Annotated in this window: 23 protein-coding genes; 13 read left to right on the top strand and 10 right to left on the bottom strand. The window is 40.0% G+C overall.

Annotated features, from left to right (window positions below; genetic code table 11):
- Positions 1-750, bottom strand: coding sequence for a class I SAM-dependent methyltransferase (locus HMAT_RS26150; RefSeq protein WP_104385784.1), 750 nt, complete (start codon positions 748-750; stop codon positions 1-3).
- A gap of 16 nt (positions 751-766) precedes the next feature.
- A complete protein-coding gene (gene radC / locus HMAT_RS26155; RefSeq protein ID WP_104385785.1) occupies positions 767-1,465 on the bottom strand; it encodes a DNA repair protein RadC in 699 nt (232 codons plus the stop codon).
- A 165-nt stretch (positions 1,466-1,630) separates the two neighbouring features.
- On the opposite strand from radC, the gene HMAT_RS26160 reads away from it, so the two are divergent.
- The gene (locus HMAT_RS26160) at positions 1,631-2,089 is read left to right on the top strand and encodes a peptidylprolyl isomerase (RefSeq protein WP_104385786.1); all 459 of its coding nucleotides are present in this window, start codon (positions 1,631-1,633) and stop codon (positions 2,087-2,089) included.
- Positions 2,090-2,115: 26 nt separating this feature from the next.
- Positions 2,116-2,520 carry a DUF5606 domain-containing protein gene (locus tag HMAT_RS26165; RefSeq protein WP_104385787.1) on the top strand — a complete coding sequence of 135 codons (405 nt, stop codon included), beginning with the start codon at positions 2,116-2,118 and terminating at the stop codon, positions 2,518-2,520.
- Positions 2,521-2,617: 97 nt separating this feature from the next.
- Here the strand turns inward: HMAT_RS26165 and murA are convergent, their stop codons facing one another.
- The 4 genes from murA to guaB all read right to left on the bottom strand — a co-directional run bounded on the left by murA (position 2,618) and on the right by guaB (position 8,968).
- Positions 2,618-3,943 (bottom strand): UDP-N-acetylglucosamine 1-carboxyvinyltransferase, encoded by a 1,326-nt coding sequence (gene murA, locus HMAT_RS26170; protein WP_104385788.1) that lies wholly within the window; start codon positions 3,941-3,943, stop codon positions 2,618-2,620.
- Positions 3,944-4,213: 270 nt separating this feature from the next.
- Complete coding sequence (locus tag HMAT_RS26175) at positions 4,214-5,017, bottom strand: DUF4290 domain-containing protein (RefSeq protein WP_104385789.1); 804 nt, start codon at positions 5,015-5,017, stop codon at positions 4,214-4,216.
- A 52-nt stretch (positions 5,018-5,069) separates the two neighbouring features.
- Positions 5,070-7,349, bottom strand: coding sequence for an ATP-dependent helicase (locus tag HMAT_RS26180; RefSeq protein WP_104385790.1), 2,280 nt, complete (start codon positions 7,347-7,349; stop codon positions 5,070-5,072).
- Positions 7,350-7,492: 143 nt separating this feature from the next.
- Positions 7,493-8,968 (bottom strand): IMP dehydrogenase, encoded by a 1,476-nt coding sequence (gene guaB, locus HMAT_RS26185; RefSeq protein WP_104385791.1) that lies wholly within the window; start codon positions 8,966-8,968, stop codon positions 7,493-7,495.
- A 222-nt stretch (positions 8,969-9,190) separates the two neighbouring features.
- Here guaB and HMAT_RS26190 point away from each other — a divergent pair, with 222 nt between their 5' ends.
- The 11 genes from HMAT_RS26190 (at position 9,191) to rodA (ending at position 22,552) form a co-directional block, all read left to right on the top strand.
- Positions 9,191-9,664: a hypothetical protein gene (locus HMAT_RS26190; RefSeq protein WP_104385792.1), complete on the top strand. Its 474-nt coding sequence runs from the start codon at positions 9,191-9,193 to the stop codon at positions 9,662-9,664.
- A 257-nt stretch (positions 9,665-9,921) separates the two neighbouring features.
- The gene (gene secDF, locus HMAT_RS26195) at positions 9,922-12,909 is read left to right on the top strand and encodes a protein translocase subunit SecDF (RefSeq protein WP_104385793.1); all 2,988 of its coding nucleotides are present in this window, start codon (positions 9,922-9,924) and stop codon (positions 12,907-12,909) included.
- Positions 12,910-13,023: 114 nt separating this feature from the next.
- Positions 13,024-13,461 (top strand): MarR family winged helix-turn-helix transcriptional regulator, encoded by a 438-nt coding sequence (locus tag HMAT_RS26200; RefSeq protein WP_104385794.1) that lies wholly within the window; start codon positions 13,024-13,026, stop codon positions 13,459-13,461.
- 2 nt (positions 13,462-13,463) lie between these two features.
- The gene (locus HMAT_RS26205; RefSeq protein WP_104385795.1) at positions 13,464-14,468 is read left to right on the top strand and encodes an NAD(P)/FAD-dependent oxidoreductase; all 1,005 of its coding nucleotides are present in this window, start codon (positions 13,464-13,466) and stop codon (positions 14,466-14,468) included.
- Between the two features lie 14 nt (positions 14,469-14,482).
- A complete protein-coding gene (locus HMAT_RS26210; protein WP_371412065.1) occupies positions 14,483-14,803 on the top strand; it encodes a 2Fe-2S iron-sulfur cluster-binding protein in 321 nt (106 codons plus the stop codon).
- Between the two features lie 251 nt (positions 14,804-15,054).
- Entirely contained in the window at positions 15,055-16,362 is a 1,308-nt protein-coding gene (locus HMAT_RS26215) for an NAD(P)/FAD-dependent oxidoreductase (protein WP_104385797.1), read from the top strand.
- A 453-nt stretch (positions 16,363-16,815) separates the two neighbouring features.
- Positions 16,816-17,838: a rod shape-determining protein gene (locus HMAT_RS26220; RefSeq protein ID WP_028071379.1), complete on the top strand. Its 1,023-nt coding sequence runs from the start codon at positions 16,816-16,818 to the stop codon at positions 17,836-17,838.
- Between the two features lie 92 nt (positions 17,839-17,930).
- Entirely contained in the window at positions 17,931-18,773 is an 843-nt protein-coding gene (gene mreC / locus HMAT_RS26225; RefSeq protein ID WP_104385798.1) for a rod shape-determining protein MreC, read from the top strand.
- Complete coding sequence (locus HMAT_RS26230) at positions 18,766-19,284, top strand: rod shape-determining protein MreD (RefSeq protein WP_104385799.1); 519 nt, start codon at positions 18,766-18,768, stop codon at positions 19,282-19,284. The genes mreC and HMAT_RS26230 overlap by 8 nt, the downstream gene beginning before the upstream one ends.
- 27 nt (positions 19,285-19,311) lie before the next feature.
- The gene (mrdA, locus tag HMAT_RS26235; RefSeq protein ID WP_104385800.1) at positions 19,312-21,294 is read left to right on the top strand and encodes a penicillin-binding protein 2; all 1,983 of its coding nucleotides are present in this window, start codon (positions 19,312-19,314) and stop codon (positions 21,292-21,294) included.
- Positions 21,287-22,552 (top strand): rod shape-determining protein RodA, encoded by a 1,266-nt coding sequence (gene rodA / locus HMAT_RS26240; RefSeq protein WP_104385801.1) that lies wholly within the window; start codon positions 21,287-21,289, stop codon positions 22,550-22,552. The genes mrdA and rodA overlap by 8 nt, the downstream gene beginning before the upstream one ends.
- Before the next feature lie 28 nt (positions 22,553-22,580).
- On the opposite strand, the gene HMAT_RS26245 is transcribed toward rodA, so the two are convergent.
- The 4 genes from HMAT_RS26245 to HMAT_RS26260 are packed head-to-tail and all read right to left on the bottom strand — an operon-like array spanning position 22,581 to position 25,410.
- The gene (locus HMAT_RS26245; RefSeq protein WP_104385802.1) at positions 22,581-23,435 is read right to left on the bottom strand and encodes a nucleoside phosphorylase; all 855 of its coding nucleotides are present in this window, start codon (positions 23,433-23,435) and stop codon (positions 22,581-22,583) included.
- Positions 23,432-24,049: a YigZ family protein gene (locus HMAT_RS26250; protein ID WP_104385803.1), complete on the bottom strand. Its 618-nt coding sequence runs from the start codon at positions 24,047-24,049 to the stop codon at positions 23,432-23,434. The genes HMAT_RS26245 and HMAT_RS26250 overlap by 4 nt, the downstream gene beginning before the upstream one ends.
- Positions 24,046-24,918, bottom strand: a complete 873-nt coding sequence (locus tag HMAT_RS26255) for a transporter (protein ID WP_104385804.1) — start codon at positions 24,916-24,918, stop codon at positions 24,046-24,048. The genes HMAT_RS26250 and HMAT_RS26255 overlap by 4 nt, the downstream gene beginning before the upstream one ends.
- Positions 24,919-24,933: 15 nt before the next feature.
- Positions 24,934-25,410, bottom strand: a complete 477-nt coding sequence (locus HMAT_RS26260) for a thermonuclease family protein (RefSeq protein WP_104385903.1) — start codon at positions 25,408-25,410, stop codon at positions 24,934-24,936.
- Between the last annotated feature and the right edge of the window lie 272 nt (positions 25,411-25,682).

The following is a 25,682-nucleotide window of genomic DNA, read 5'->3' on the forward strand; positions in this document are numbered from 1 at the left end:
TCAACTGATATAAATCTCTGTAATATATCGAAACACGATACGTTGAGAGATCGCATATTTTTCAAACAACGCGCGAAGGTCATCGTATAAATTTTTATTCTCCGGCGCCTCTTTAGGAAAATAAGAGGATGATCTTACCCTTCCCAAAAAGGATTTCAGGTCAAATACTTGTTGGTTGGGCAAGGATACCTTCGTCATTGGTCTATCGGCAAAAAAATTACGGAGGTCCTCATCGGTTATATTTTTATGACTGACAGATTGATAGCTGGGAATATGATTGCGTAAAAACTGCTCGTATTCCTGCTGGAAAGCATCTTCTGGATCACGTTGATTCCAGACCAGTACAATATGACCGGTTTTGGTAAGAATACGATTAAATTCTTTGGAACAGGCGCTCCGATTGAACCAATGAAAAGATTGTCCGGCGAAAATTAAATCTACGCAACCGGACTCGATCGCCGTATCCTCAGCCGTGGCGTTCAATGCAATTAAGTTCCGGTATGTTTTAAAATGGTGCACCAAAGATTCACGCATCTCCCGGTTGGGTTCCACAGCGAAGACATCATTTCCATTTTCTAAAAATAATTGAGTGGATAAGCCGGTACCGCTGCCGATATCTGCCACCAGCCAGCTTTTATTCAGACCTATCTTTTCTTGAAGAATCTGAATAATTTCTTTAGGATAATTGGGTCTGAATTTTTCATAATCCACAACCCTGTCGGTGAATCGCTCAATACTATTTTTGCTCATATCAGATTTGCTATAGCTAATCGATTATATCTTCATCTCTGAAGCTATAATATCCATTGTCTGTAAAGATCAGGTGATCGTTTACCCTAATATCCATAATTTTTGATGCTTCGACAATTTTTTGCGTCAGAATTCTGTCAGCATTACTAGGCTGCAAAGTCCCTGAAGGATGGTTGTGAACCAGCACAATAGCATGTGCTTTTATTGCGAGGGCATTTCTCAGAATAATTCGGACATCGACTGGTGTAAAATCATTTCCACCACGGCCAATAAGCTGTTGATCCAACAATTTGCATCCCGTGTTCAGATAGAGTGTCCAAAATTCCTCATGGGGTAAGTCCTGCAGGATTGGTTTCATAAAATCATACACCCGCTTGCTGCTATTCAAAATCTTCCTTTCCTCTGCTGGAGATTCTTTCTTACGCCGCGCCAGCTCCAAGGCTGCAATAATCGATATGGCTTTGGCCTCACCAATGCCTTTATATCGACTCAATTCATTGACTTCCATCTTGGAAAGTGTATCCAGGCTATTGTTGGCATCGGCTAAAATACGCCGGCAAAGTCCTACGGCACTTTCATCCATTGAACCAGATCCGATCAGAATCGCCAGTAGCTCCGCATCGGAAAGGGCCCTTCGTCCCTGATTCAATAATTTCTCGCGGGGACGGTCCGCCTCGGACCATTCCCTGATAACTAATTTATACAGATTTGACATTGTTTACACGATAACCGGCTAGCTAACATAAATATATAAAATATTTCGCATTATTTTTCAGGTGATATTACGACAAATAACGCGATTTTAAAAAAATGCAGATTGGGATTTACTTCGCATTTCACTCTGAAACATTATCTTTGTATTTCATAAAAATTTTTGAACATGAGTAAAGCGATTATTAAAACAGAAAAAGGCGACATGACTGTGCAATTCTACACAGCTGATGCTCCAAATACAGTAGCAAATTTTATTAAACTTGCTAAATCAGGTTATTACGACGGATTGGCTTTCCACCGTGTTATTCCTGATTTTGTTATTCAAGGTGGTTGCCCAAATTCACGTGAAGGCGCAGCAGGTATCCCTGGAACAGGTGGTCCCGGTTATAAAATCGATTGTGAATTAACTGGTGAAAACCAATACCATGATAGGGGCGTATTGTCAATGGCTCACGCTGGTCGCAATACAGGAGGTTCTCAATTTTTCATTTGCCACAGCCGCAATAATACAGCTCACTTAGACCGTAACCATACCTGTTTCGGAAAGGTAATCGAGAATGTTGATGTGGTAGACGATATCAGACAAGGAGACCGTATTTTATCAATTGAAGTAATCGAAGATTAATTCTTGGAGATTTAAAAAAATTTAAGATGAATTTAAGAGCATTAGTATCTGTAACTGGTAAACCAGGATTGTTCAAATTGGTTGGACAAAACAAAGGTGGTTTTATTTTAGAAACCCTTGATCAAGCAAAAATTAAGACCGTGGTAAGTTTATCTTCGACAAAAATGGCAACATTGGAGGATATCACCATTTATGGTGACGAAGAGGAGATCCGTCTATTGGATATATTCGAAACCATTAAAGAAAAAGGTTTAACATTACCTGACACGAAATCAGATGGTGCTACATTGCGGGATTTCTTCCGTGAAGTTGCTCCTGGCCATGATGAATCCCGTGTATATACATCAGATATCAAGAAGGTAATCACTTGGTACAACATTATCAAGGAATTTCCTTTATTTGAAGAAGAAGCACCAGCTCCTTTGGTATAATCCGGATAGCTGGATAAAAAAAGCCCCGGAAACGAGTTTCGGGGCTTTTTTAGTTTTTCGCAATAATCTTTTACGATGCTATATGCAAATACTTTGACTAGTGACCTTTTGGTTCCACGTCCACACGTTTGATATCTGCACCTAGTTTGCGTAAGCGTTCCTCGATATCTTGATATCCACGCTCAATCTGTTCGATATTGTGGATTACGGATTTTCCTTTTGCAGATAAAGCGGCGATCAATAAGGATACCCCCGCACGAATATCAGGAGATGTCATTTCGATACCTCTCAAAGAATGGGATTTATTCATTCCGATTACTGTCGCGCGGTGCGGATCACACAAAATAATCTGTGCGCCCATATCTATTAATTTGTCGACGAAGAACAATCTGCTTTCAAACATCTTTTGGTGAATTAATACATTCCCTTTCGCCTGCGTGGCGACCACAAGAATAATGCTCAGGAGATCCGGTGTAAATCCGGGCCATGGTGCATCCGAGATGGTCAGAATGGAACCATCTATAAAAGTATCAATTTCGTAAGAATCCTGTGCCGGAATAAAGATATCATCCCCTCTCAATTCAAATTGTATTCCCAAACGTGAGAACACAGATGGTATCACACCCAATTCCTGAAAACAAACATCTTTAATGGTGATTTCAGATCCCGTCATTGCGGCCAAACCGATAAAGGAGCCGATCTCAATCATATCAGGCAACATCCGGTGTGATGTTCCATCGAGGCGTTCTACCCCCTCAATGGTTAATAAATTAGATCCAATACCCGATATCTTAGCGCCCATACGATTTAACATTTTGCATAACTGCTGCAAATAAGGCTCACAGGCCGCATTGTAAATCGTTGTTGTTCCTTTGGCCAATACGGCAGCCATAACTATATTTGCGGTACCGGTTACGGACGCTTCGTCCAATAAAATATAATTACCTTTTAGTTCGGTAGCATCTACATTAAAGAAGTGTGTGGATGCGTCGTAGACAAATTTGGCCCCTAGTTTTTCAAAACCCAGAAAGTGTGTATCGAGACGTCTACGCCCGATTTTATCACCTCCCGGTTTTGGAATGGCAGCTTTGCCAAAGCGAGCCAATAATGGTCCTACAATCATAATCGAACCACGTAAGCCCCCACCCTTCTCCTTAAACTCAGACGATTGGAAATAATCTATATTAATGTCTTTCGCTTCAAAAACGTAAGTATCCTTATCTATACGATCAATTTTAACACCCAATGCGGCCAACAGATCGATTAACTTATTGACATCTTTAATATCTGGAATATTACTGATGGTCATAGGTTCTTCAGTCAGTAAAACTGCTGACAGTATCTGTAAAGCTTCGTTTTTTGCTCCCTGTGGAATAATCTCTCCCTTTAACGGTTTTCCACCGATTATTTCAAATGCATTCATTTATATAACTGATATCTTCTTATTACAACAAAACCCGGTGTATAATTTAGTTTTCTGATGTCGCTAAATGACAGTTCGGGCCCCTTAAAATCAATAAAATTGTATTGAAAAAAGTTTATGGAATTTTCCAATGCTCAGATTTAGATCAGTCAGCTCCCATTGGTAGGAACTGATAAACAAATCTATTCCATAAATAAAGAAGGCAATTGTAAAGAAATATATGAATCACTTCGCAATTGCCTGCTTCTTATAAATTAAAAACTTAAAGAACTAGCCTCTTTTATTATTATTGTAATTATTCTGAGGTTTTCTATTTCTATTGTTGTTGTTATTGTTATTGCTGCCACCAAAATTATTCCGCTTCATGTTGTTATTGTTATTTGACATACGAGGCTTGCCACTACCACCGCCGCCTTTCGACTGATAACCTGAAGAGTTGTTATTGTTGCTGTTGCTATTATTGTTGTTTCCACTTGAATTGCCTGTTGTAGGACCTTTGACACGGTTTCCTGGAGGCGGAGTTTTAAAATCAAGTTTAGTCAATACCGTACCTTCGGGTAAAGTCAATTGGTAACCAGACAATTCCTTCAAATCCTGGATAATCAATTCATCGGATACGGAATCTTTGTTCCAGGTGACATAGGCCATTTTCATAAAATTGGCGATACCAATAACCATCTGCTCGCGTTTAGGCTCATCGGTCACTTTCAAGGCCTTATCAATCATTTTCTCCACTGTAAATCCATAGTGTTTGAATTTGATAGAATGCTGCGGATAGCCCAAGTGTTCAACCTCATGTTTCACACTTTTTGCAGTGGCGATTGGATATGGTGAGTCAATATCAAGCTTAAAATCCGAGATAATCTGTAGGTGATCCCAAAGTTTATGCTTAAAATCTGAAACGTCTCTTAAGTGTGGATTCAACACCCCCATCATGTCGATCACGATTTGGGCATGTTTATTTCTTTCTTCCTTTGTGGGTAAAGTACAGATGTAATCTACCATATTTTGCACATTGCGGCCATATTCTGCAAGGATCAATTTTGGCCTGGTGCTGTTGTAGTCAAAGTTCATATAGCTAATATAAGTACCTATTAAACGGTTAAGATCTCGTTTTGGTATTTTATTATTGAATTATTCTAAGTTTTGCAAATTTAAGCAACAATTGTTTCTGTCCCAACTCTTTAAAGAAAATAGTTGCTTTTATATCTCCTTTATTTCCTTCTAGATTGACAACTTTGCCAAATCCAAAGCGTTCATGTTCAACTTCCATGCCGACCTGAAGATTTGATGTGTCAGAAGGAGCAAAACCCGCAGTAGGTTTGTGGGCTTTGGGCAGTATAGACGTTGTTTTAACCATTGCTTTAGGCTTGGGTTTAGAAAACGTATCATCACTGTCCTTTTGTTGCCATGCAATTCGTTCGCCTTGAAAACTCCCGGCTGAGGCGGAAGTTTGTCGTGGTTTAAAATCCAATGCAAGACAAGCAGGATTCAATTCATCCAAAAAACGACTGGGTTCGCAATTATTCAACGTTCCCCAACGATATCGCGAAGTAGCATACGAAAGTAGTAATTTTTTTTCAGCTCTGGTAACAGCAACGTAAAAAAGTCTTCGTTCTTCTTCCAATTCCGTCCTGGAATTCAATGACAACTGAGACGGAAACAGGTTTTCTTCCAAGCCTACAATAAAAACAACAGGAAATTCAAGTCCTTTAGAAGAGTGTATAGTCATCAAAGAAACAGTATCTGCATTCGGATCTTTATCGTTGTCATCGTTAGTCAATAAAGCGATGTCCTGCATGTATATATCAAGACCACGGTCTTCAATATCTTCCCGTTCCGAAAACTCTTTGATACCATTGAGTAGCTCCTGAATGTTTTCATAACGCGCTAACCCCTCTACCGACTTATCCTCATAAAGTTCTTTCAAGATACCACAGTGCTGTGCAATATGCATCGCAGTATCAAACGCATTGTTATTTTTAGCCAAGGCCTGAAAACTTTGTACCATTTGCGCGAAACCACCCACAGAAGTCGCGCTACGACCATCCAAGAAATGTGCGGCATTAGCCACCACATCCCAAATGCGATATTGGTTCTGATCGGCAGCGATCATAATCTTCTCAATCGTTGTATCTCCTATTCCCCGACGAGGGTAGTTAATAACACGTTTCAATGCTTCCTCATCATTGGGATTGAAGGTAAGACGGAAATAAGCGATCAGATCTTTAATTTCTTTCCGTTGGTAGAAAGACGTGCCGCCATAGATTTTATAAGGTATATTGATCTTGCGCAAGGCCTCCTCCATCGCCCTTGATTGGGCATTAGTCCGATAAAGAATAGCAAAATCTTTGTAATTAAGTCCTTTCAGCGATTTCTCTTCAATAATCTGATCTGCAACAATTTTCCCCTCTTCATTATCAGAGAAAGCACGTGAAACCTTAATTTTCTCACCTTCTTCATTATCCGAAAAAACATTCTTTTCCAGCTGGTTCTGGTTATTGGCGATCACCGAATTTGCCGCATTGACAATCATTTTGGTGGATCTATAATTCTGCTCCAGTTTAAAGATCTTGACATCCGGATAATCTTTCTGGAAATTCAAAATATTCTGGATATTGGCACCCCGGAAGGCATATATTGACTGCGCGTCATCACCAACAACACAGATGTTTTCATTGACGGCGGCTAATCGTTTGACGATTAGGTACTGCGAAAAGTTGGTATCCTGGTACTCATCGACCATCAAATAACGAAATTGATGCTGGTATTTGTGCAATACCTCCGGATGTTTATTCAATAAAACATTAGTTTTGAACAGGAGATCATCAAAATCCATGGCACCCGCGCGATAACAGCGCTGTGCATAGGTCATGTAAATCTGTCCCAATTGCCCGCGTCCATTCGAAATATCTTCGGCTAATATGGCCTCATTTTTATTGTATTCCTGTGGCGATATCAAATTATTCTTGGCTTGCGATATCCGGCCATAGACATGATTGACATTGTATAATTTGTCATCCAGGTTCATCTCCTTTAGAATAGCACGCAGCAAACTTTTGGTATCGTCCGTATCGTAGATGGTAAAATTTCGGGGATATCCGATCAGTTCAGCTTCTACCCGAAGTATTTTTGCGAATACGGAGTGAAATGTTCCCATCCAAATATTTTTCGCTTCGCTTCCTACGACAGAAACGATACGCGCGCGCATCTCTTTGGCCGCCTTATTCGTAAATGTCAATACCAAGATATTGAATGGATCGACGCCTTTTTGAATCAAATGTGCGACACGATACGTAATCACCCGTGTTTTTCCTGAACCAGCTCCTGCAACAATCATGACAGGGCCTTCTGTTTGCTCTACGGCTCCTCGTTGTGAAGGGTTTAAACCCGCTAAATAATCCAAATTAACTCCTTAAATTTTAAAACCTGAGAATAGGGTATAAAAGTACAAATTTCCTATCGATCACTAAGGCAATCAAGCCAATATTTTTGCACAAAAAAATCCGACAATTTAAAATCGCCGGATTTTTATAGCATCACTTATGTTTAACCTCTGCTGTTATAGTTTGGCGCTTCTTTCGTAATAGAGATATTATGTGGATGAGACTCTCTCAAGCCAGCACCTGTAATACGAACAAACTGCGCCTGTTGTAGCTTCTCGATCGTTGCAGCACCACAATAGCCCATGGAAGCACGCAAGCCACCGATATACTGATAGACGACTTCTGCCAATGTACCTTTGTAAGGAACGCGTCCGACGATACCTTCCGGAACCAACTTTTTGATATCATCCTCTACATCCTGAAAATAACGGTCTTTAGAACCTTTTTCCATTGCTTCGATAGATCCCATACCACGGTATGATTTAAATTTACGGCCTTCGTAAATAATTGTTTCTCCGGGAGCTTCTTCTACTCCGGCAAATAGAGAACCAGCCATAATTGTACTTGCTCCGGCAGCGATAGCTTTCGCGATATCGCCTGTTTGTTTGATACCACCATCGGCGATCAAAGGCACACCTGTTCCTTTAAGCGCTTTAGCAACTTCATACACAGCGTAAAGCTGAGGGACGCCGACACCTGCGATAATACGTGTTGTACAGATTGAACCGGGCCCGATACCTACTTTTACGGCATCTGCACCAGCCTCAGCTAATGCTGTTGCGGCTGCGCCTGTTGCGATATTCCCAACGATCACCTGTAGTTCCGGAAATTTGGATTTCACCAATTTCAATTTATCAATTACACCTTTTGAATGGCCATGCGCAGTATCAATGGTCACTACATCCACGCCAGCTTTTACCAAAGCTTCAACCCTGTCCAAAGTATCTGGCGTAACACCTACTGCAGCACCTACTAGTAGGCGACCGTGGCTATCTTTAGCAGCATTGGGATAATGCTTATATTTCTGTATATCCTTAAAAGTGATCAAACCCTTCAAGATGCCTTCATTGTTGACAACCGGAAGCTTCTCGATTTTTTCGTTCTGAAGAATTTCCTCGGCTTTCACCAAATCCGTTCCTTCGGGAGCAACGACAAGATTATCTTTCGTCATCAGCTCATTGATCGGACGGGTCATATCTTTCTGAAAACGAAGGTCACGATTGGTTACGATACCCACCAATTGGCCTTTTTCATTCACCACTGGAATTCCCCCGATCTTATGTTCCTTCATAATATTAAAGGCATCCCCAACAGTAGCTGTAGCCAATAGTGTTACTGGATCTTGGATCATACCACTCTCAGAACGCTTGACTTTGCGCACTTCAGCGGCTTGTTCTGCAATCGTCATGTTCTTATGTAACATACCAATACCGCCCGCTTGTGCGATCGCAATTGCTAAATCAGCACCCGTTACCGTATCCATTGCTGCAGAAACCAATGGAATATTTAATTTGATTTTTTTTGTCAGGGAGGTACTCGTATCGACGTCACGTGGTAAAATTTCAGAATAAGCTGGAATTAATAAGACGTCATCGTAAGTGAGACCTTCTGCTACGAATTTTTGTGGATCTAATTGCATGGCAAATATGTATTGGGTTTTCTATTTGCCAGGCAAATTTAAGAAAAATAAGCAATATTAAAAAATAAAATATACAAATTACAATCCTAAGACAAATTAGAACGATTATGAATTGACACAATTCTCCCTTCCAACGGATTGCTTCTTTTTTTTGGCAAGCTATTTGCTTTCGGTAACACGAAAAGTAATTTTAATTAATGAAAATATAAAGTAAAGATAATTATGAAAAAGACATTACTCTCATTAGCTGCTGTTGCAGCATTAGCATTTGGAGCACAAGAAGCGAAAGCTCAATCTCCACAACGTGCCGCTATCGGTGTTGTTTTTGACGGAACGGGTGGTGACCTTTGGGGTGTTCAATACAAGCAATCTTTTGGCGGAACAAACAATGGTCAAGCACAGGTGATGTTTGATGACCATGTAGTTGCTGTAGGTGCGGATTATCAATATGCTAGACCATTCCGTGGTGTAAACGGACTAGGATGGTATGCGGGTGTTGGTGCTCAATTGACATTCATCGACGCTGGTGATAATATGACTCTTGTAGGTTTGAGACCACAATTAGGTTTGGAATTTAAGATCCCTGCCGCTCCTATCGGATTTCACGCAGACTGGAAACCAGACTGGAGATTGAATCACGGTAATGATTTTGACGCTTCAACTTTCACTTTCGGTATTAAATATACGTTGAGATAGTATTAAGAAAAGATAAAAAAGGCCCTGTTCAGTTTGAAACAGGGCCTTTTTTTTGTAAAATAATTCCATTAAATATTTCTTTTTTTCAGCAATTCTTCTAATTTTATGCCTTTGACCTAAATGGCATAAATAAAGCTTTTCATTCTACAAAAATTTTATACCTTTGCCATTCTTGGTAAAGTGTGATTAAACAAGAACTAATTATCAATTACATAAACAGTATTTAACATTAAAATTAATACAATTAATAACAGACGATGCAAGGTAAAGGGCTGATTAAACTTTTAGTGATAGTGGTGTCATTAGCGTGTCTATACTCCCTATCATTTACTTGGGTGACCCGCAAGGTGGAGCAAGATGCTGAGAAGTTTGCCAAAGGAGATTTGGCGAAAGAGAAGAGCTATCTAGACTCCATGGCAGGTGAAGTAGTGTACAATTTAGGTTTTGCGAAATACACCTATAGGGAAGCAAAAGCAAATGAACTGGCTTTAGGATTGGATTTGAAAGGTGGTATGAACGTTACCATGGAAATCTCATTGGATGAGTTGATCCGTAATCTAGCGAATAATCCAAAAGATGAAAAATTCAACAAGGCGTTGGAGCAAGCGGTAGTAAAGAGTAAAACTAGTCCGAAAACGGTCGTAGCATTGTTTATGGAAGAATACAAATCCATCGGTGCTTCTACCCCGCTTTCGACATTCTTTTCGACAAAAGACAACGCTTCTTTAATTAAACCGGGTGATTCTGATTCAAAAGTTGAATCATTCCTCCAAAAAGAAGCAGACAATGCCATTCAAAATTCGTACAAAGTACTGCGCACCCGTATTGATAAATTCGGTGTTGCTTCACCAAATATCCAAATTCAGCAAGGTACAAACCGTATCTTGGTCGAATTACCGGGTGTAAAAGACGAAAGCCGTGTTCGTAACTTACTTCAAGGTTCGGCTAAATTGGAATTCTATGAAACTTACACCAATCAAGAAGTTTACCCTGTATTAGAAAATATTGACAGAACATTAGCGACTACTTTAAAAGCTGCGCCCACTACGCCAAACAGTGCTGTTGCTGACACAACGAAAAAGTCAGACGATTTATTGTCTAACTTAACTGGCGGTCAAAAAGACAACAAAGCTAAAAAAGATAGTGCAGCGCTTAATCTAGGTCAGAAAAATCCATTATTTGAGGCTTTACGTCCAGCAGTTTACATGGGCGAAAATCAACAAATGGCGCTTATGCCTGGTGCTATGGTCGGTATCGCTTCATTGAAAGATACCGCTAAAGTAAACGCTTATCTGCAACGTCCGGAAGTAAAATCAATTCTTCCAGGCAACTTAAAGCTTTTATGGGCTGTAAAACCAGAGCAAAAAACACCGGAGCAACTTTCCTTGTATGCCATCAAAGCAGTAGGACCGGATAATGGTGCTGTATTGACCGGTGATGTCATCACCGATGCGAATGCCAACTTTGATGAGAAAAACCAACCTGTTGTTGGAATGCAAATGAATAGTGAGGGCGCGCGTGAATGGAAAAAAATTACGGCGAAAGCGGCTCAAAATAGAGATGCAATCGCTATTGTATTGGACAATGTCGTTTATTCTGCTCCTTCTGTTAATGGTGAAATTCCAAACGGTAGTTCATCAATCTCCGGCTCATTTACGGTAGAGGATACAAAAGATTTGGCAAACGTATTGAAAGCTGGCCGTCTTCCGACTACAGCGAAAATCGTTGAAGAAGCGATCGTAGGTCCTACATTGGGACAAGCAGCAATTGATGCAGGTATTAACTCAGCGGTCATCGGTATTATCGTGGTAATGATCTTCATGATTGCGTATTACAACACTGCAGGTATTGTGGCTAACATTGCTGTATTGTTGAATGTATTCATTATCATGGGGGTATTAGCCTCACTCAATGCTGTACTGACCTTACCTGGTATTGCCGGTATCGTATTGACAATGGGTACCGCCGTCGATGCAAACGTACTGATCTATGAACGTATCCGTGAGGAGCTCGGTTTAGGAAAATCGATCCGTCAGGCGGTTGCCGATGGATACAAACACGCTTTACCATCTATCTTAGATTCACAGATTACGACCTTCTTGATCGGTATCATCCTATTCTTGTTTGGTAGTGGCCCAATTTTAGGTTTCGCAACAACATTGATGGTTGGTATTATTACATCATTGTTTACCGCAATACTTGTAACACGTGTTATTTTTGAATGGATGCTGGAAAAAGATATCAAAATTAAAGTATCTTTCCCTTGGTCTGCAAACACCTTGCATAATGCAAACTTCAAATTCGTTCAAAAACGTAAAGTATTCTATGCGATCTCTATTGTAGCGGTCTTAATTTCTGCTGCTTCAATTTTCACAAAAGGTTTCAGTTTAGGTGTAGATTTCCAAGGTGGACGTACTTATACCGTTCGTTACGATAAACCGGTTGATCCGGAAGCTGTACGTACCAGTTTGGACGATATCTTCCAAAAAACAACTGAAGTAAAAGTATTTGGCGCATCAAACCAACTTCGTGTGACAACAACATATCATATCGAAGAAACTTCCGATGCGGCCGATAAAGAAGTATTGGATAAATTGAACCAGGGACTATCTAAAGTAGATGCGTCCAACAAACATGAAATCCTGTCCTCACAAAAAGTAGGACCGAGTATCGCGTCTGACATCAAATCAAGAGCAACTAGCTCGGCAATCTTCTCCATTATTATTGTAGCGGCATATATCTTAATCCGTTTCCGCAAATGGGAGTATTCTGTGGGTGCAGCTATTGCAACCATCCACGATGCCATTATTCTATTAGGTTTATTCTCTTTATTGGATGGTATTGTACCATTCTCATTGGATATTGACCAACACTTTGTGGCGGCCATCTTAACAGTAATCGCATACTCGGTGAATGATACGGTGGTTGTATTTGACCGCTTGAGAGAGTTCGTATCCAAACCGAATGCACATAACGAAGATCTTGGCGATGTTGTCAATCACGCAATCAACTCTACCCTAAGCAGAACAATTATTACTTCATTGACGATCGTTTTCGTTCTTGCGGTCTTGTTCATCTTTGGTGGTGAGGTTATCCGTGGATTCTCTTTCGCGATCTTAATCGGTGTTATTGTGGGTACCTATTCTTCCATTATCCTAGCTGCGCCTTCTGTATACGATTTACGTAAAGGAAAGCACTTAGCTGAAGGTAATGCTGCAAAAAAAGCTGAAGTAGTAAGACCATAATAAGATTAAAAATACCAAAGAGAGGCGTTCAAGTTTTTGAACGCCTTTTTTATTGCATTCAAATTACTTGTTACACTAAATATTTTAAATATATTTGTCATACTAAATATTTGTATGCTAAACGAAAAATTCGACCGCTATTCTTTCATCTTGGATCAAACCGCCAAGAAGGTAAAACATTTTGCACAATCGTCTTTTACGGAAAAGGGATTTGACATTACAGTAGATCAATGGTCTGTCTTAAAGGCACTCTACGAAACCGAACAGTTATCGCAGAAAGAATTGGCCAAACGATGCGGCAAAGACCAGCCCACATTGACCCGCATCGTAGATATTCTGCTGAAGAAAGGTTTGGCCGAACGTGTGATTGATGAGACAGACCGCCGGAGCCTCTATCTTCATTTGACGAAAGAGGGGAAACTTAAGGTTGCATCCCTATCTCCTATCGTTGCAGAAATCCGGATGAAAGCCTGGGAGAAACTGACCGAAAAAGATTTCGAGGATTTTACAAGAATATTAAACACGATTTACAACAATTTAAATGTACAATAGCTATGATAAATACTGACATCTGTATCATCGGTGCTGGACCAGTAGGATTGTTTGCTGTATTTGAAGCTGGACTTCTAAAAATGAGATGCCACCTGATTGATGTTTTACCTCAGGTTGGCGGTCAGTTATCCGAAATATATCCACATAAACCAATTTATGATATACCGGGCTACCCGAGCATCACAGCACAGCAGCTTATTGATAATCAACTTGAACAAATAAAACCATTTGCCCCTAGCTTTACACTAGGGGAACGTGTCGAGCATATCGAACGGCAGGATGATGGTTCCTTTATCCTCTCCACGAGCGACCATACAAAAGTTCATGCGCAAGTAATCGTCATTGCAGGTGGATTGGGCTGCTTTGAACCCCGTAAGCCTGACATTCAAAATCTACATCTCTATGAGGGCAAGGGTGTGGATTATATGGTAAAAGATCCTGCAAAATACAAGGACAAACGGATCGTTATTGCTGGTGGAGGTGATTCTGCACTGGATTGGACGTACCATTTAGCCGATATTGCCCAACAGATTACGCTCATTCATCGCAGCGATTCCTTTCGCGGTGCACCCGATTCCGCAGAAAAAGTCTTTAAATTGGCGCAAGAAGGTAAAATCAATTTACTTTTATCCCATAATTTAAGTAATCTACAGGGTAACGGGAGCCTTACGGCTATTGAAACCGTAAGTAAAGAGAAAGAAACAATTGCGGTCGAAGCCGATTATTTTATCCCATTATATGGCCTGACGCCCAAGCTTGGTCCAATTGCCGACTGGGGACTAAATATTGATAAAAATGCGATTGAAGTCAATACCTTTGATTACTCGACAAACGTCGAACGGATCTATGCCATTGGTGACATTAACACTTATCCCGGCAAGCTCAAACTCATCCTATGCGGATACCATGAGGCGGCCTTAATGTGTCAAAGTGCTTTTAAGTTTGTTTATCCCGATCAAAAATTGACCTTTAAATATACAACCGTTAATGGTATAAATACATTTTAGCGATGGAAGATAATTTGATTCAAGTAACCGTTGTCGATCGTGACGGTACAGAAAATACAATAGAGGTTCCGACCGATATCAACCTGTCTTTAATGGAAATTCTGAAAGCATCTGAATATGACATCCTGGCCACCTGCGGCGGCATGGCGCTATGTGCCACATGCCATATCCAGATCATTGAGGGACTGAATAATCTTCCGGAAGCCAGCGATCAGGAATTGGATATGCTAGACACCTTACCCGATGCTGACGGACAAAGCCGGCTTGCCTGTCAGCTTCATCTCCATCCGAGTAACAACGGCATGAAAATCAAGCTGAAAGGTTCGTTGCAATAACAAAGTCATTGTGTATAAAATACACAATGACTTTGTTAGCTGTGCAAGTTTTTTTTGGAGCCTTTCTAAGGTATAAAAGACTTAAAACCAAAACACTACAAAATATTTTATTAAAAGAATTGACCTTGTAACGATAAATTTCACAACGTATTGCCATAATAAATAAATATTTTTTAGCTTTTTGGTTCAAAATTTAAGATATTTGCAGCTTAATTCGATTGTACGAATTTTTACAACAAACTATTAAAAATATGCCAAGCAATAGTTCAAATAGAAAATTCCCAAGAGTAATCATTATTGGTGCTGGATTTGGAGGAATTGAAGTTGCTAAAAAGCTTAAAAATAAGGAGGTTGAAGTTCTCTTATTAGATAGAAACAACTTTCACACTTTTCAACCATTAATGTACCAAGTTGCTACGGGTACTCTTTCGGCAGACTCTATCTCCTTCCCTGTGCGTAAAATGTTCAAAAATCAGGATAACTTCCATTTTAGACTTGCCGACGTCAAAAGCATCGATAACGAGGCTAAAGTTGTTAAGACTGATATTGGAGATTTCGACTACGATTATTTGGTTGTTGCCACTGGTGCAACGACAAATTTTTTCGGCAATCAGCAGATCACCAAATATGCTTTGCCGATGAAAAATATCCAGGAAGCACTTAATATTCGGAGCTACGTTCTTCAAAATCTTGAAGAAGCAGTAATGATCCCTAATCCTGAAGACCGTAAGCCTAATTTGAACTTTGTGATCGTGGGCGGAGGTCCTACCGGGGTAGAGCTTTCTGGCGCTATTGCGGAAATTAAGAATAATGTGCTCGAAAAAGACTATCCAGAATTGAAGAAATCGGAGATGTCTGTTTACCTGGTGGAAGGTCTACCGAAAGTTTTGGCCAATCTCTCAGAGAAAGCATCAAAAAATTCGGAGAAATATTTAAAAGATCTCGGTGTTGAAGTGCTATTGAATGTACAGGTAACCGGATACGACGGTAACTCCATTACCTTCGCAGATGGCAGAAGCATTGAAACAAAAACAGTAATCTGGGGTGCGGGTGTTGCAGGTCAATATCCAGATGGATTCAAAAAGGAAGTTATCCAACGCGGTAACCGTATACAAACAGATGATCAATGTCGTGTCATTGATATGCCGGGGGTTTATGCCATTGGTGACGTATCTGCATTTATTACAGAAGATCTGCCTCGTGGTTTACCTGGTGTTGCTCCAGTAGCACAACAACAGGGAGGATATGTAGCCAAACACATCCTTCAGACCATGTCTAATCAACCTACGGAAAAATTCAGCTATTTTGACAAGGGATCAATGGCTACAGTCGGACGGAATAAAGCTGTCGTTGACATGGGCAAAATTCATTTCAGCGGCTTCTTTGGATGGATGACCTGGATGTTTGTCCACTTAATGTCCATTTATGGATTTAGAAATAAGTTGATCACATTTGTAAACTGGTCAGTGAAGTTTTTCACGAAAAACAGTGGTGTCCGCTTAATCTTCCATAAATATGATGAGCCTACACCGGAAGAACAAGCTAAAACGATACAATAAATCCGATGACCAAATCGCTATAAAAAAATAGCATAGCCTTGTTTTTCAATCAAAGAAGAATGCCATTATTTTCAATAAGAATAATGGCATTCTTCTTTTTTCTCCTCCTTTAAAAACGATCGAAAGCTGATCAAAAAAAAATATCCAACATTCAAATTGGCGGTCACTTCCTATATAGTTGTCAAAGCCACTATCTAGAGAGTCTCAGCACTTATACCGTTGGCAAATATTTAAAAAACACATTGTTTAATTCACGTTTCGTATTGTATTCAATAAAAAATAAGTTGGCACAAGACGTAACAATTGTAGATTATATTCGTTAAATTTAAAGACAGTTTTTTCCAGATAGAATTTACTTGCAGAATATAGTTTTTTTTGATGTATAACCTCAAAAAGATTAATTTTTTTTGTGTAGGTTTGCATATTATTTTAAAATAGCTTAAGGATTAGCAAATGGGCTTATTTAATTGGTTTACGCAAGAAGTTGCGATTGACTTGGGTACTGCGAACACCCTAATAATTCATAATGACAAAGTAGTAGTGGATGAGCCTTCTATTGTTGCATTTGACCGCACCACAAACAAAGTGATTGCCATTGGTCGGCAGGCCATGCAAATGGAAGGTAAAACACACGATAATATAAAAACGGTACGACCTTTACGTGATGGCGTAATTGCTGATTTTACGGCTGCTGAACATTTGATCAGAGGGATGGTAAAGTTGGTCAACAATGGTAAGAGTTGGTTTTTCCCATCTTTACGTATGGTAGTATGTATTCCATCAGGTATCACTGAGGTGGAGAAAAGGGCTGTACGTGATTCTGCGGAGATCGCCGGCGCCAAAGAAGTTTATTTAATCCACGAACCAATGGCTGCTGCTGTAGGTATTGGTATTGACGTAGAGGAACCGATGGGTAACATGATCATCGATATTGGTGGTGGTACCACAGAAATTGCTGTCATCGCACTATCCGGTATCGTCTGTGATCAGTCCATCCGTGTGGCAGGAGACAACTTTGACTCCGACATTGTTCAATACATCCGTAGACAGCACAATATCATGATCGGTGAACGTACTGCAGAGAAGATTAAGATTGAAGTTGGGGCGGCACTTCCTGAGCTACAGGAGCCACCTGCAGATTTTGCTGTTCAAGGTCGTGACCTGATGACTGGTGTCCCTAAACAAATTACGGTTTCTTATACAGAAATTGCCCATTGCTTGGATAAATCAATTTCTAAAATTGAAGAAGCCATCTTAAAAGCTCTTGAAATTACACCGCCTGAGCTATCTGCGGATATTTATCAAACAGGTATCTACCTGACTGGTGGCGGTGCATTATTACGTGGTCTAGATCGTCGTATTCAAGCGAAAACAAAACTTCCAGTGCATATTGCCGAAGATCCTCTTCGTGCTGTTGTCAGAGGCACTGGTATTGCGCTTAAAAATATCGGTCGATTCAAATTCTTGATGCAATAATTAACGTTCGATAATTAACAAGATTTTATTAAAGAGCGATATAATATGCAAAACTATTATATCGCTTGCTTATTAAATACCCACAATAAAAAATGAGAAACCTTTGGTTATTCCTGAGACGATATAATGCATTCTTTTGGTTTATCCTATTTTTTGGATTCTCATTATTTTTGATTATTACCAACAATTCGTTTCAACGCAATTCTGTGTTAAACTCTTCCAACCATGTAATCGGCAGCCTATATGCTAAAGTAAACTCCTGGAAAAGCTATTTACATCTGGGGGAGACAAATGATGCATTAGCAAAAGAAAACGCTCAATTACGAAAAGACCTCCAAGCATACAAATCGACTGACAGTATCAAAATTGGTCCTGTACCGGTTATGGATAGCAGCGAATTTGGCCGTTACCAATTTGTTATTGCGAATGTAATCAACAATAGTATCCATCAAAAAGCGAATACAATTACCTTGGATAAGGGCAGTAAAGATGGGATAGAAAAAGGAATGGGTGTCATCGCACCTAATGGTGTTGTTGGTATCGTATTAAACGTTTCGCCGAATTTTTCTACGGTACAGTCCCTCCTACATCCTGATACCCGCATATCAGTAACCTTGGGCCACAGTGAGGTCTTTGGTTCTCTAGTTTGGGGTAACAATATAGATTATCGTGCCGCAACAGTGAAGGAAATCCCTAATCACATCAAAGTAAACAAAGGCGATAAAGTCTATACCTCAGGATATTCAGGACACTTCCCCAAGGGCATTTTTGTAGGAACAGTTATTCAAACGGGTATTTCATCCGGAGATGCATTCTTGGATCTTCGCATTCTTTTAAGCACCAACTTCTCCAATCTACAGCATGTATATGTCGTAAAGGATTTATTAAGTAATGAGTTAAAAACATTGGAGGAATCGACTAAGGACAATGGCTAGGATTTTAATATTTAACATTATTCGATTTATCGTCCTGATTGGAATGCAGGTATTTTTATTCCAAAATATCGGTTATTACAACTTGGTTGCTGCGTTTCCTTATATTTTGTTTGTCTTCTTGCTACCAACGGGAACACCTAATTTTCTGGTGTACCTGATCGCGTTTCTAACGGGACTAACGGTAGATTCTTTCTACGATACGCTGGGGGTCAATACTGCCGCATGTGTAGCCTTGGCTGCCTTTCGCATTTTCTTTATGAAGATCACGCTTGAAGTGGAGGAACGAGATTCTTTTCTTACTCCAATGTTGGGATTGATGAATGTGAGATGGTTTTTTTCCTATATCTTTTTCGGTACATTGATTCACCATACTTTCCTGTATCTACTGGAATCTTTCTCCTTTCAACATATACAATACACACTGCTCAGTATTGTTTTAAGTTGTATATTTACAGTAATTATCATGCTATTATTTAGCATATTATTCTACAAAAAGAAAGATCGGTTGTAGTAGATCGATGGATAGAAATTTATTTCTATGAATAGTTTTTTTGCTCGCAAGTACGTCGTTTCCGGAATCTTTGTTGCCATCGCGCTGACTTTGGTCGCCCGCCTATTTTATTTACAGATCATCGACGATTCCTATATACATTCGGCCAATAGCAATGTCATGCGCAAGGTCATTGTTTACCCTGCAAGGGGTGTAATTTTAGACCGCAAGGGGAAGGTATTGGTACAAAATGAACCTGTCTATGATTTGATGGTAACCCCACGCGAGGTAAAAGAAATTGATACCGCTTTGTTTTGCAAATTAATTGAGATTGACAAAGAAGGCTTTATTAAACGGATGGATAAAGCTAGGGCACACTCCCCGTACAGGGCATCAATTTTTGAAAAACAGCTATCTGTCCGGACTTGGGCACAGTATCAGGAATATCAATATCAATTTCGCGGATTTTATGTACAAAAGAGAACGATCCGGAGTTATCCCGATAGTATTGCTGCTCAATTTTTAGGCTACGTCAGCGAGGTAAATGAAAAAGATATTGAACGATCGAATGGATTTTACCGTAGTGGTGACTATATCGGCAGAAGTGGTGTTGAACGTTCGTATGAAGATCTGATCCGAGGGAAAAGAGGTGTTAACAATTTAATGGTGGATGCCTTGAATCGTCCTAAAGGTATATTTATGGAGGGAAAATATGACACCCTGGCCGTTGCCGGTGAAGGTTTGGTTTCTTCCTTAGACAAGGATCTTCAAATATTAGGTGAAAACCTCATGAAAAATAAGTTAGGTTCCATTGTTGCCATTGAACCGGCAACAGGAGAAATCCTGGCTTATGTGAGTAGCCCAAGTTACAATCCGAATCTGATGGTCGGCCGTCAAGTTGGCAACAATTACATGAAATTGTTGAACGATGAGACCAAACCTCTTTTTAACCGTCCTATTCAAGCATCGTATCCTCCAGGTTCTGTTTTTAAAGTCGTTTCGGCCTTAACGGCACAACAAGCTGGAGTAATTGACCGTAATACGGTATTTTTCTGTCCGCATGGTTATAGCTATGGCGGTGGACGTGGCTGGATGGGCTGTACCCACTATCATGGTTCAACCTCCTTACAACGCTCTGTCGCAGTGTCCTGTAACACCTACTATGGATTTACTTATGCAAAGATGATCGATAGCCGTGGTCTTTCCGGTCCGAAAGCCTACGATCTCTGGCGAAATGCAGTGACACAGTTTGGAATCGGACACAAATTAGGGATAGATCTACCCGGGGAGAAAGCTGGTTTATTGCCTACATCGGAATTTTATACAAAACGTTACGGCAATGACAAGTGGCGTTCGAGCTTCAATATCTCTTTATCCATCGGACAAGGTGAAATGGGTATCACGCCATTACAAATGGCCAATATCATGGCTATTGTAGCGAATAAAGGCTTTTATTATAGACCCCACCTCATTAAGGGTATCGGTGCGCAAAAAATCGCAAAGAAGGAATTCACAGAGAAGATAAGCGCTGGTGTAGATGAGCGATATTATCCTGTCGTGATCCAAGGAATGAGCGATGCTGTAAACACACCTGAAGGCACAGCTTGGTCAAATCGTATTCCCGGGATTGAAATGTGCGGAAAAACAGGTACGGCACAAAATCCACATGGTGAAAATCACGCCGTATTTTTCGCATTTGCCCCAAGGGAAAATCCTAAAATTGCTATAGCGGTATTTGTTGAAAACGCTGGTTATGGCGGTACTTGGGCTGGCCCGATCGCCAGTATGATGGTGGAGAAATACCTAAAAGATACCATCACAGCACCAAAATATATTCAGGACCGGATCTATAAAGCAAACTTTCTCCCTGCGCCAAAGAAAGTAGTAGATCCCAAAAGTAAAGATGTTAAGAAAGCGGATTCGATCAAATCAAAAACAGATACTGTTAAAGCAAAACGTCAAGTGGCGGCCCTGGTAAAGCCAAAGGAAACAATTGTTCACCATAGCGAGGTAAAGAGAAGATATGAATAATCAAAAAAATAGTTTCTTTGGAAAAATTGACTGGCTGACAATCGTGCTTTGGCTTTCGTTGTGTCTGATCGGTTTATTCAATATCCGTGCAGCTGTTTTTAATCCAGATATGCCCGGTTTTTTCACCTTGGGCACCAACTATGGAAAACAGTCTTTGTATCTTGTTTCGGCGATTATATTAGGGATATCCATTTTGATTATAGATGCCAAATTTTTCAGTTCAGCCTCACCGATATTCTACGGAATAACGGCGATCTTACTTGTCATTGTTTTGGTTGTCGGCCGAAATGTAGGGGGAAATCAAGCCTGGATTGATTTAGGCTTCTTTCGGTTGCAACCATCCGAGTTTGCCAAGCTCTCCACCTGTCTGTTGCTGGCCAACTTTTTAAGTGCTCAGAGCAATAAAGCGCCCACTATGCAAACCTTGGCCATGGGTGCAGGCATTGTACTATTTCCTGTATTCCTGGTTATGCTACAGCCCGACACCGGATCTGCATTGGCGTTCTTTTCCTTAATTTTTGTTTTTTACCGCGAAGGTTATGTGAACAATGAATTACTGATCTTCGGTGGCCTGTGCATCTTACTTTTCGTTTTAGCGTTGTTATTCAATCCATGGATTCTTATTTTAGTCTTGGCGGCTATCATTGGATTTTTTATGTGGAGCTTCCGAAAAAAGAGAAAATACATTATTAATCTAAGCATTCTTTTCGCGGCCTGTACGGCATTTATACTATGTGTGGATCTGGTTTACGACCACGTATTACAACCGCATCAACGCGATCGGATCGACATTATTCTAGGTAAAACGGAAGACCTCAGAGGAAAGGGTTATAATTTGAACCAGTCTAAAATTGCCATTGGTTCAGGCCAATTTTGGGGCAAGGGATATTTACAGGGTACACAAACCAAGTATAATTTTGTTCCCGAACAGAGTACAGATTTCATCTTCTGTACGGTAGGGGAAGAATGGGGTTTTGTCGGTTCAGTAACACTGATTACAATCTATCTCACCCTACTCTTGCGTATCATTCATATTGCGGAGCGACAGCGCTCGGCCTTTGCCCGAATCTACGCTTACGGTGTGGCCTCCATTTTATTTTTTCACCTGTTTATCAATATCGGCATGACCATAGGAATCATCCCTGTCATCGGCATTCCATTGCCTTTTGTCAGCTATGGAGGATCTTCACTATGGAGTTTCACGATACTGCTTTTTATCATGCTCAAATTTGACTCCAATAGAAAAGGAGTCGTATAATTTGCATTTGGTACTGGGAGAGATTTTTCTAAATCCTTTCCAGTACCAGTTGAATAGCTTTTTCCACTACCGCTTCAGGATTCGCTGAAAATTCTCCTGCTACCCTACTCGCCAAAATAGCATTAATGGATAAGGCCTGATGACCAAACATATTCGCCAGCGCATAGATACCAGCAGTTTCCATTTCCAGATTGGTCAAACGGAAATCGTTATGCTTAAATGAATTTACCAAAGGAATCAGATCTGGAATCGTATTGTCTGACCGCAGACAACGCCCCTGTGGTGCATAGAATCCCGGCGCTGTCAATGTCATCCCCTGGGGCAGATCAAAAGCGATTCGGTCTAATAGACGCTCTCCGGCCCTTGCTACATAAGGTTTTAAACTCAATTGTGGAAAATACCGAATTAGAGCTTGCTGGATATTCAATTCAATCTCATCGTAAGGCTTTTGATAGAACTGCATCAATGCATCAAAGCCAACTCCATATTCCGAAGCCAGTATACTTCCCATTTCAATATCCATCTGCACAGCACCAGAAGTACCAATACGCACAATATCCAAAGAGGTTAGCTTACTTTTCACAATCTTATGCTGAAAATCGATGTTTACCAAAGCATCTAGTTCATTCAATACAATATCAATATTATCTGTACCTATCCCTGTAGAGATTACGCTCAGCCGTTTAGTACCAATATATCCGGTATGGGTGATAAACTCACGCTTCCCCTTTTTGAGCTCGATACGGTCAAAATATTTCGACACCTTGGTCACTCGGTCCGGATCTCCTACCGTAATGACCGTATCGGCTAAATCCTCCGGCAATAAATTCAAGTGGTAAATACTCCCATCTGAATTTAAAATGAGTTCTGAATTGTTTATCATATCGTTTTTAAATAATTCAATTGACAACCTTCTATTTTGGAAAAACGTTCAATGACGCGATTCACCTGCATTTTACGTACCTCAAATTCCAGATAGCAATTATTGTCAAATTCCTGCTTTTCGATTTCCAGTCCTTCCTCTTTAATAATACGCATGATATCATTCATATTCAGATAATCGAAGGTCAGCCCATAGCTATCGTTAACTGTACGCTCGATTATCTGAGCTTGATCCAAGGCATCCTGTGTGGCCGATTTATAAGCATTAATCAAGCCTGGTACGCCCAAAAGGGTTCCACCGAAATAGCGGACAACAACGACGATTATATTTGTAATATCTGCCGAGAGCAAAGCATTTAAAATAGGACGCCCCGCGGTGCCAGAAGGCTCACCGTCATCGTTTACCCGAAATACATTCCGATCCGGAGTCAGCCGATAAGCCCAGCAGTGGTGTCTTGCTTTTGGATGTAGGGATTTCACCTCCTGTAGCAGATCTTTTAATTTCTCCTCAGATTTAAAAGGAAATGCGTAGGCAATAAATTTGCTTCCTTTATCTCTAAAAATTCCCTCATAATTTGCATCGATCGTTCGATAAGTATCTTCAAATAAACTCACTGATATGCGATAATTAAAACTGAAATAATGGAAAGAGCTATCCCCAGGTAATTCAACCATGAGAGTCTTTCTTTAAAAAATAATACACCCACCAAAGCACCCAGCGAGATAACACCAATATTCATTCCAGTAAATACGATGGAAGGATTCTCAGGTAATGCCCGATGAGCTTTCATATAAAATAAAATATTACAAAAATTGAAAGCGCCTAAAATCAGGCCGTAGACAACAGCTTTACCTGAAAAGTTCTGCTTTTCAACAAAGATAAAATAGCCTAATAAACCAAATGCAATCAGCATGGCCATGACAAAGATAATAAACATCGAACTGACGTACGGTATTGTCACATGCAATGCAACCTGTTTAAAAAGAACATCAATAATCCCCATACCAATAAAAACAAGCAATGGGTAGAGACTATTTTTATATCCTGTATTTGACAGGGCTACTGTAGGGAGAGATTTTCGCCAACCGATAGAACATATTACCGCCAATAGACCTCCCCCTATCCCCAATAGTTTATTTCCCTGTAGCTTTTCGTGAAATAAAAAAAATGCCGCCAATAAGGGAATAAATAAAGACAGTCGTTGGGCTACCTCCGTTTTTACCAAACCGCTATAACGGATAGATAACGCAATAAATACAAACATCCCCGGTAACAGCACAGCCAGTGCGGCATATAACGGGAATGGTAAGGCATCCCAGCTAATTTCTTTTATTTCAGGTCGTAATATAAAGTAGGTCAAAGCAACCGCCATAGGATAATTCCAGACAATCACTTGTTTTGTTTCTACGCCATACTGTTTTGCCAATTTTAATAATACGGCTACAGTGACGCTGCAGATAACACTTATGAGGACAAAAATCATTGTTCTGTTACTAAATTATTTCCAAAGCCCGCGCTTAGCCTGACGGGCCTCCCGTTCTAATTTTACAAAAAAATCGGCATACTGAACATTCGGCGTCAGGGTGTAGGTCACAGCATAGCCTTGCTCTACCAACTCCGCGTTAACAAATTTCTCCCTAAGATACACATAAGCTAGAAGTCTTCCATAACGATCCTTTTTACCGACATCAAACACCAGTTTCACATTCTTTCCGGTCAACATAGTTTTTAGATATTCTTTTGCCTCCACGCCATAGTAACCAACTTCCTTTCGCGCCGATCTCCTTGTTTCGGGTGCATCAATCCCGATCAACCGGACCCGCTCACCTTTTTTACTACCATTTTCAATCACAAAGGTATCACCATCAATTACCCGTCGCACCTTCACATACCGCTCCTCCCCTTTATAAGAAAAACCTAAAAACAAGAAACAGATGATCGTGGCACTTACCAAAAAATTAAATCGCGCTAGCATAAAAATTACATTTGAACAAAGGTAATAAAATACTTTTTCAGCAGACAACGGATAAAATATGTCATATTTAAACAAAAAAATCACTGTTTTTAAATAAAAAATACACATAAAAACAACTCATTTTATATACGTTTTTTGTGTTAAAAAATCATATAAAAAAAACAACAATAAAACAGCTTTTAAAATACCAACAATATGAAAATAAGAATTTTACAATTTAACAACTCTAAAAAAACACATAAAAATATAGCCATTTTTACCTTCAAAAAACA

This window comes from Sphingobacterium sp. HMA12 (assembly GCF_002933815.1).
In the GTDB taxonomy this organism is placed as follows: domain Bacteria; phylum Bacteroidota; class Bacteroidia; order Sphingobacteriales; family Sphingobacteriaceae; genus Sphingobacterium.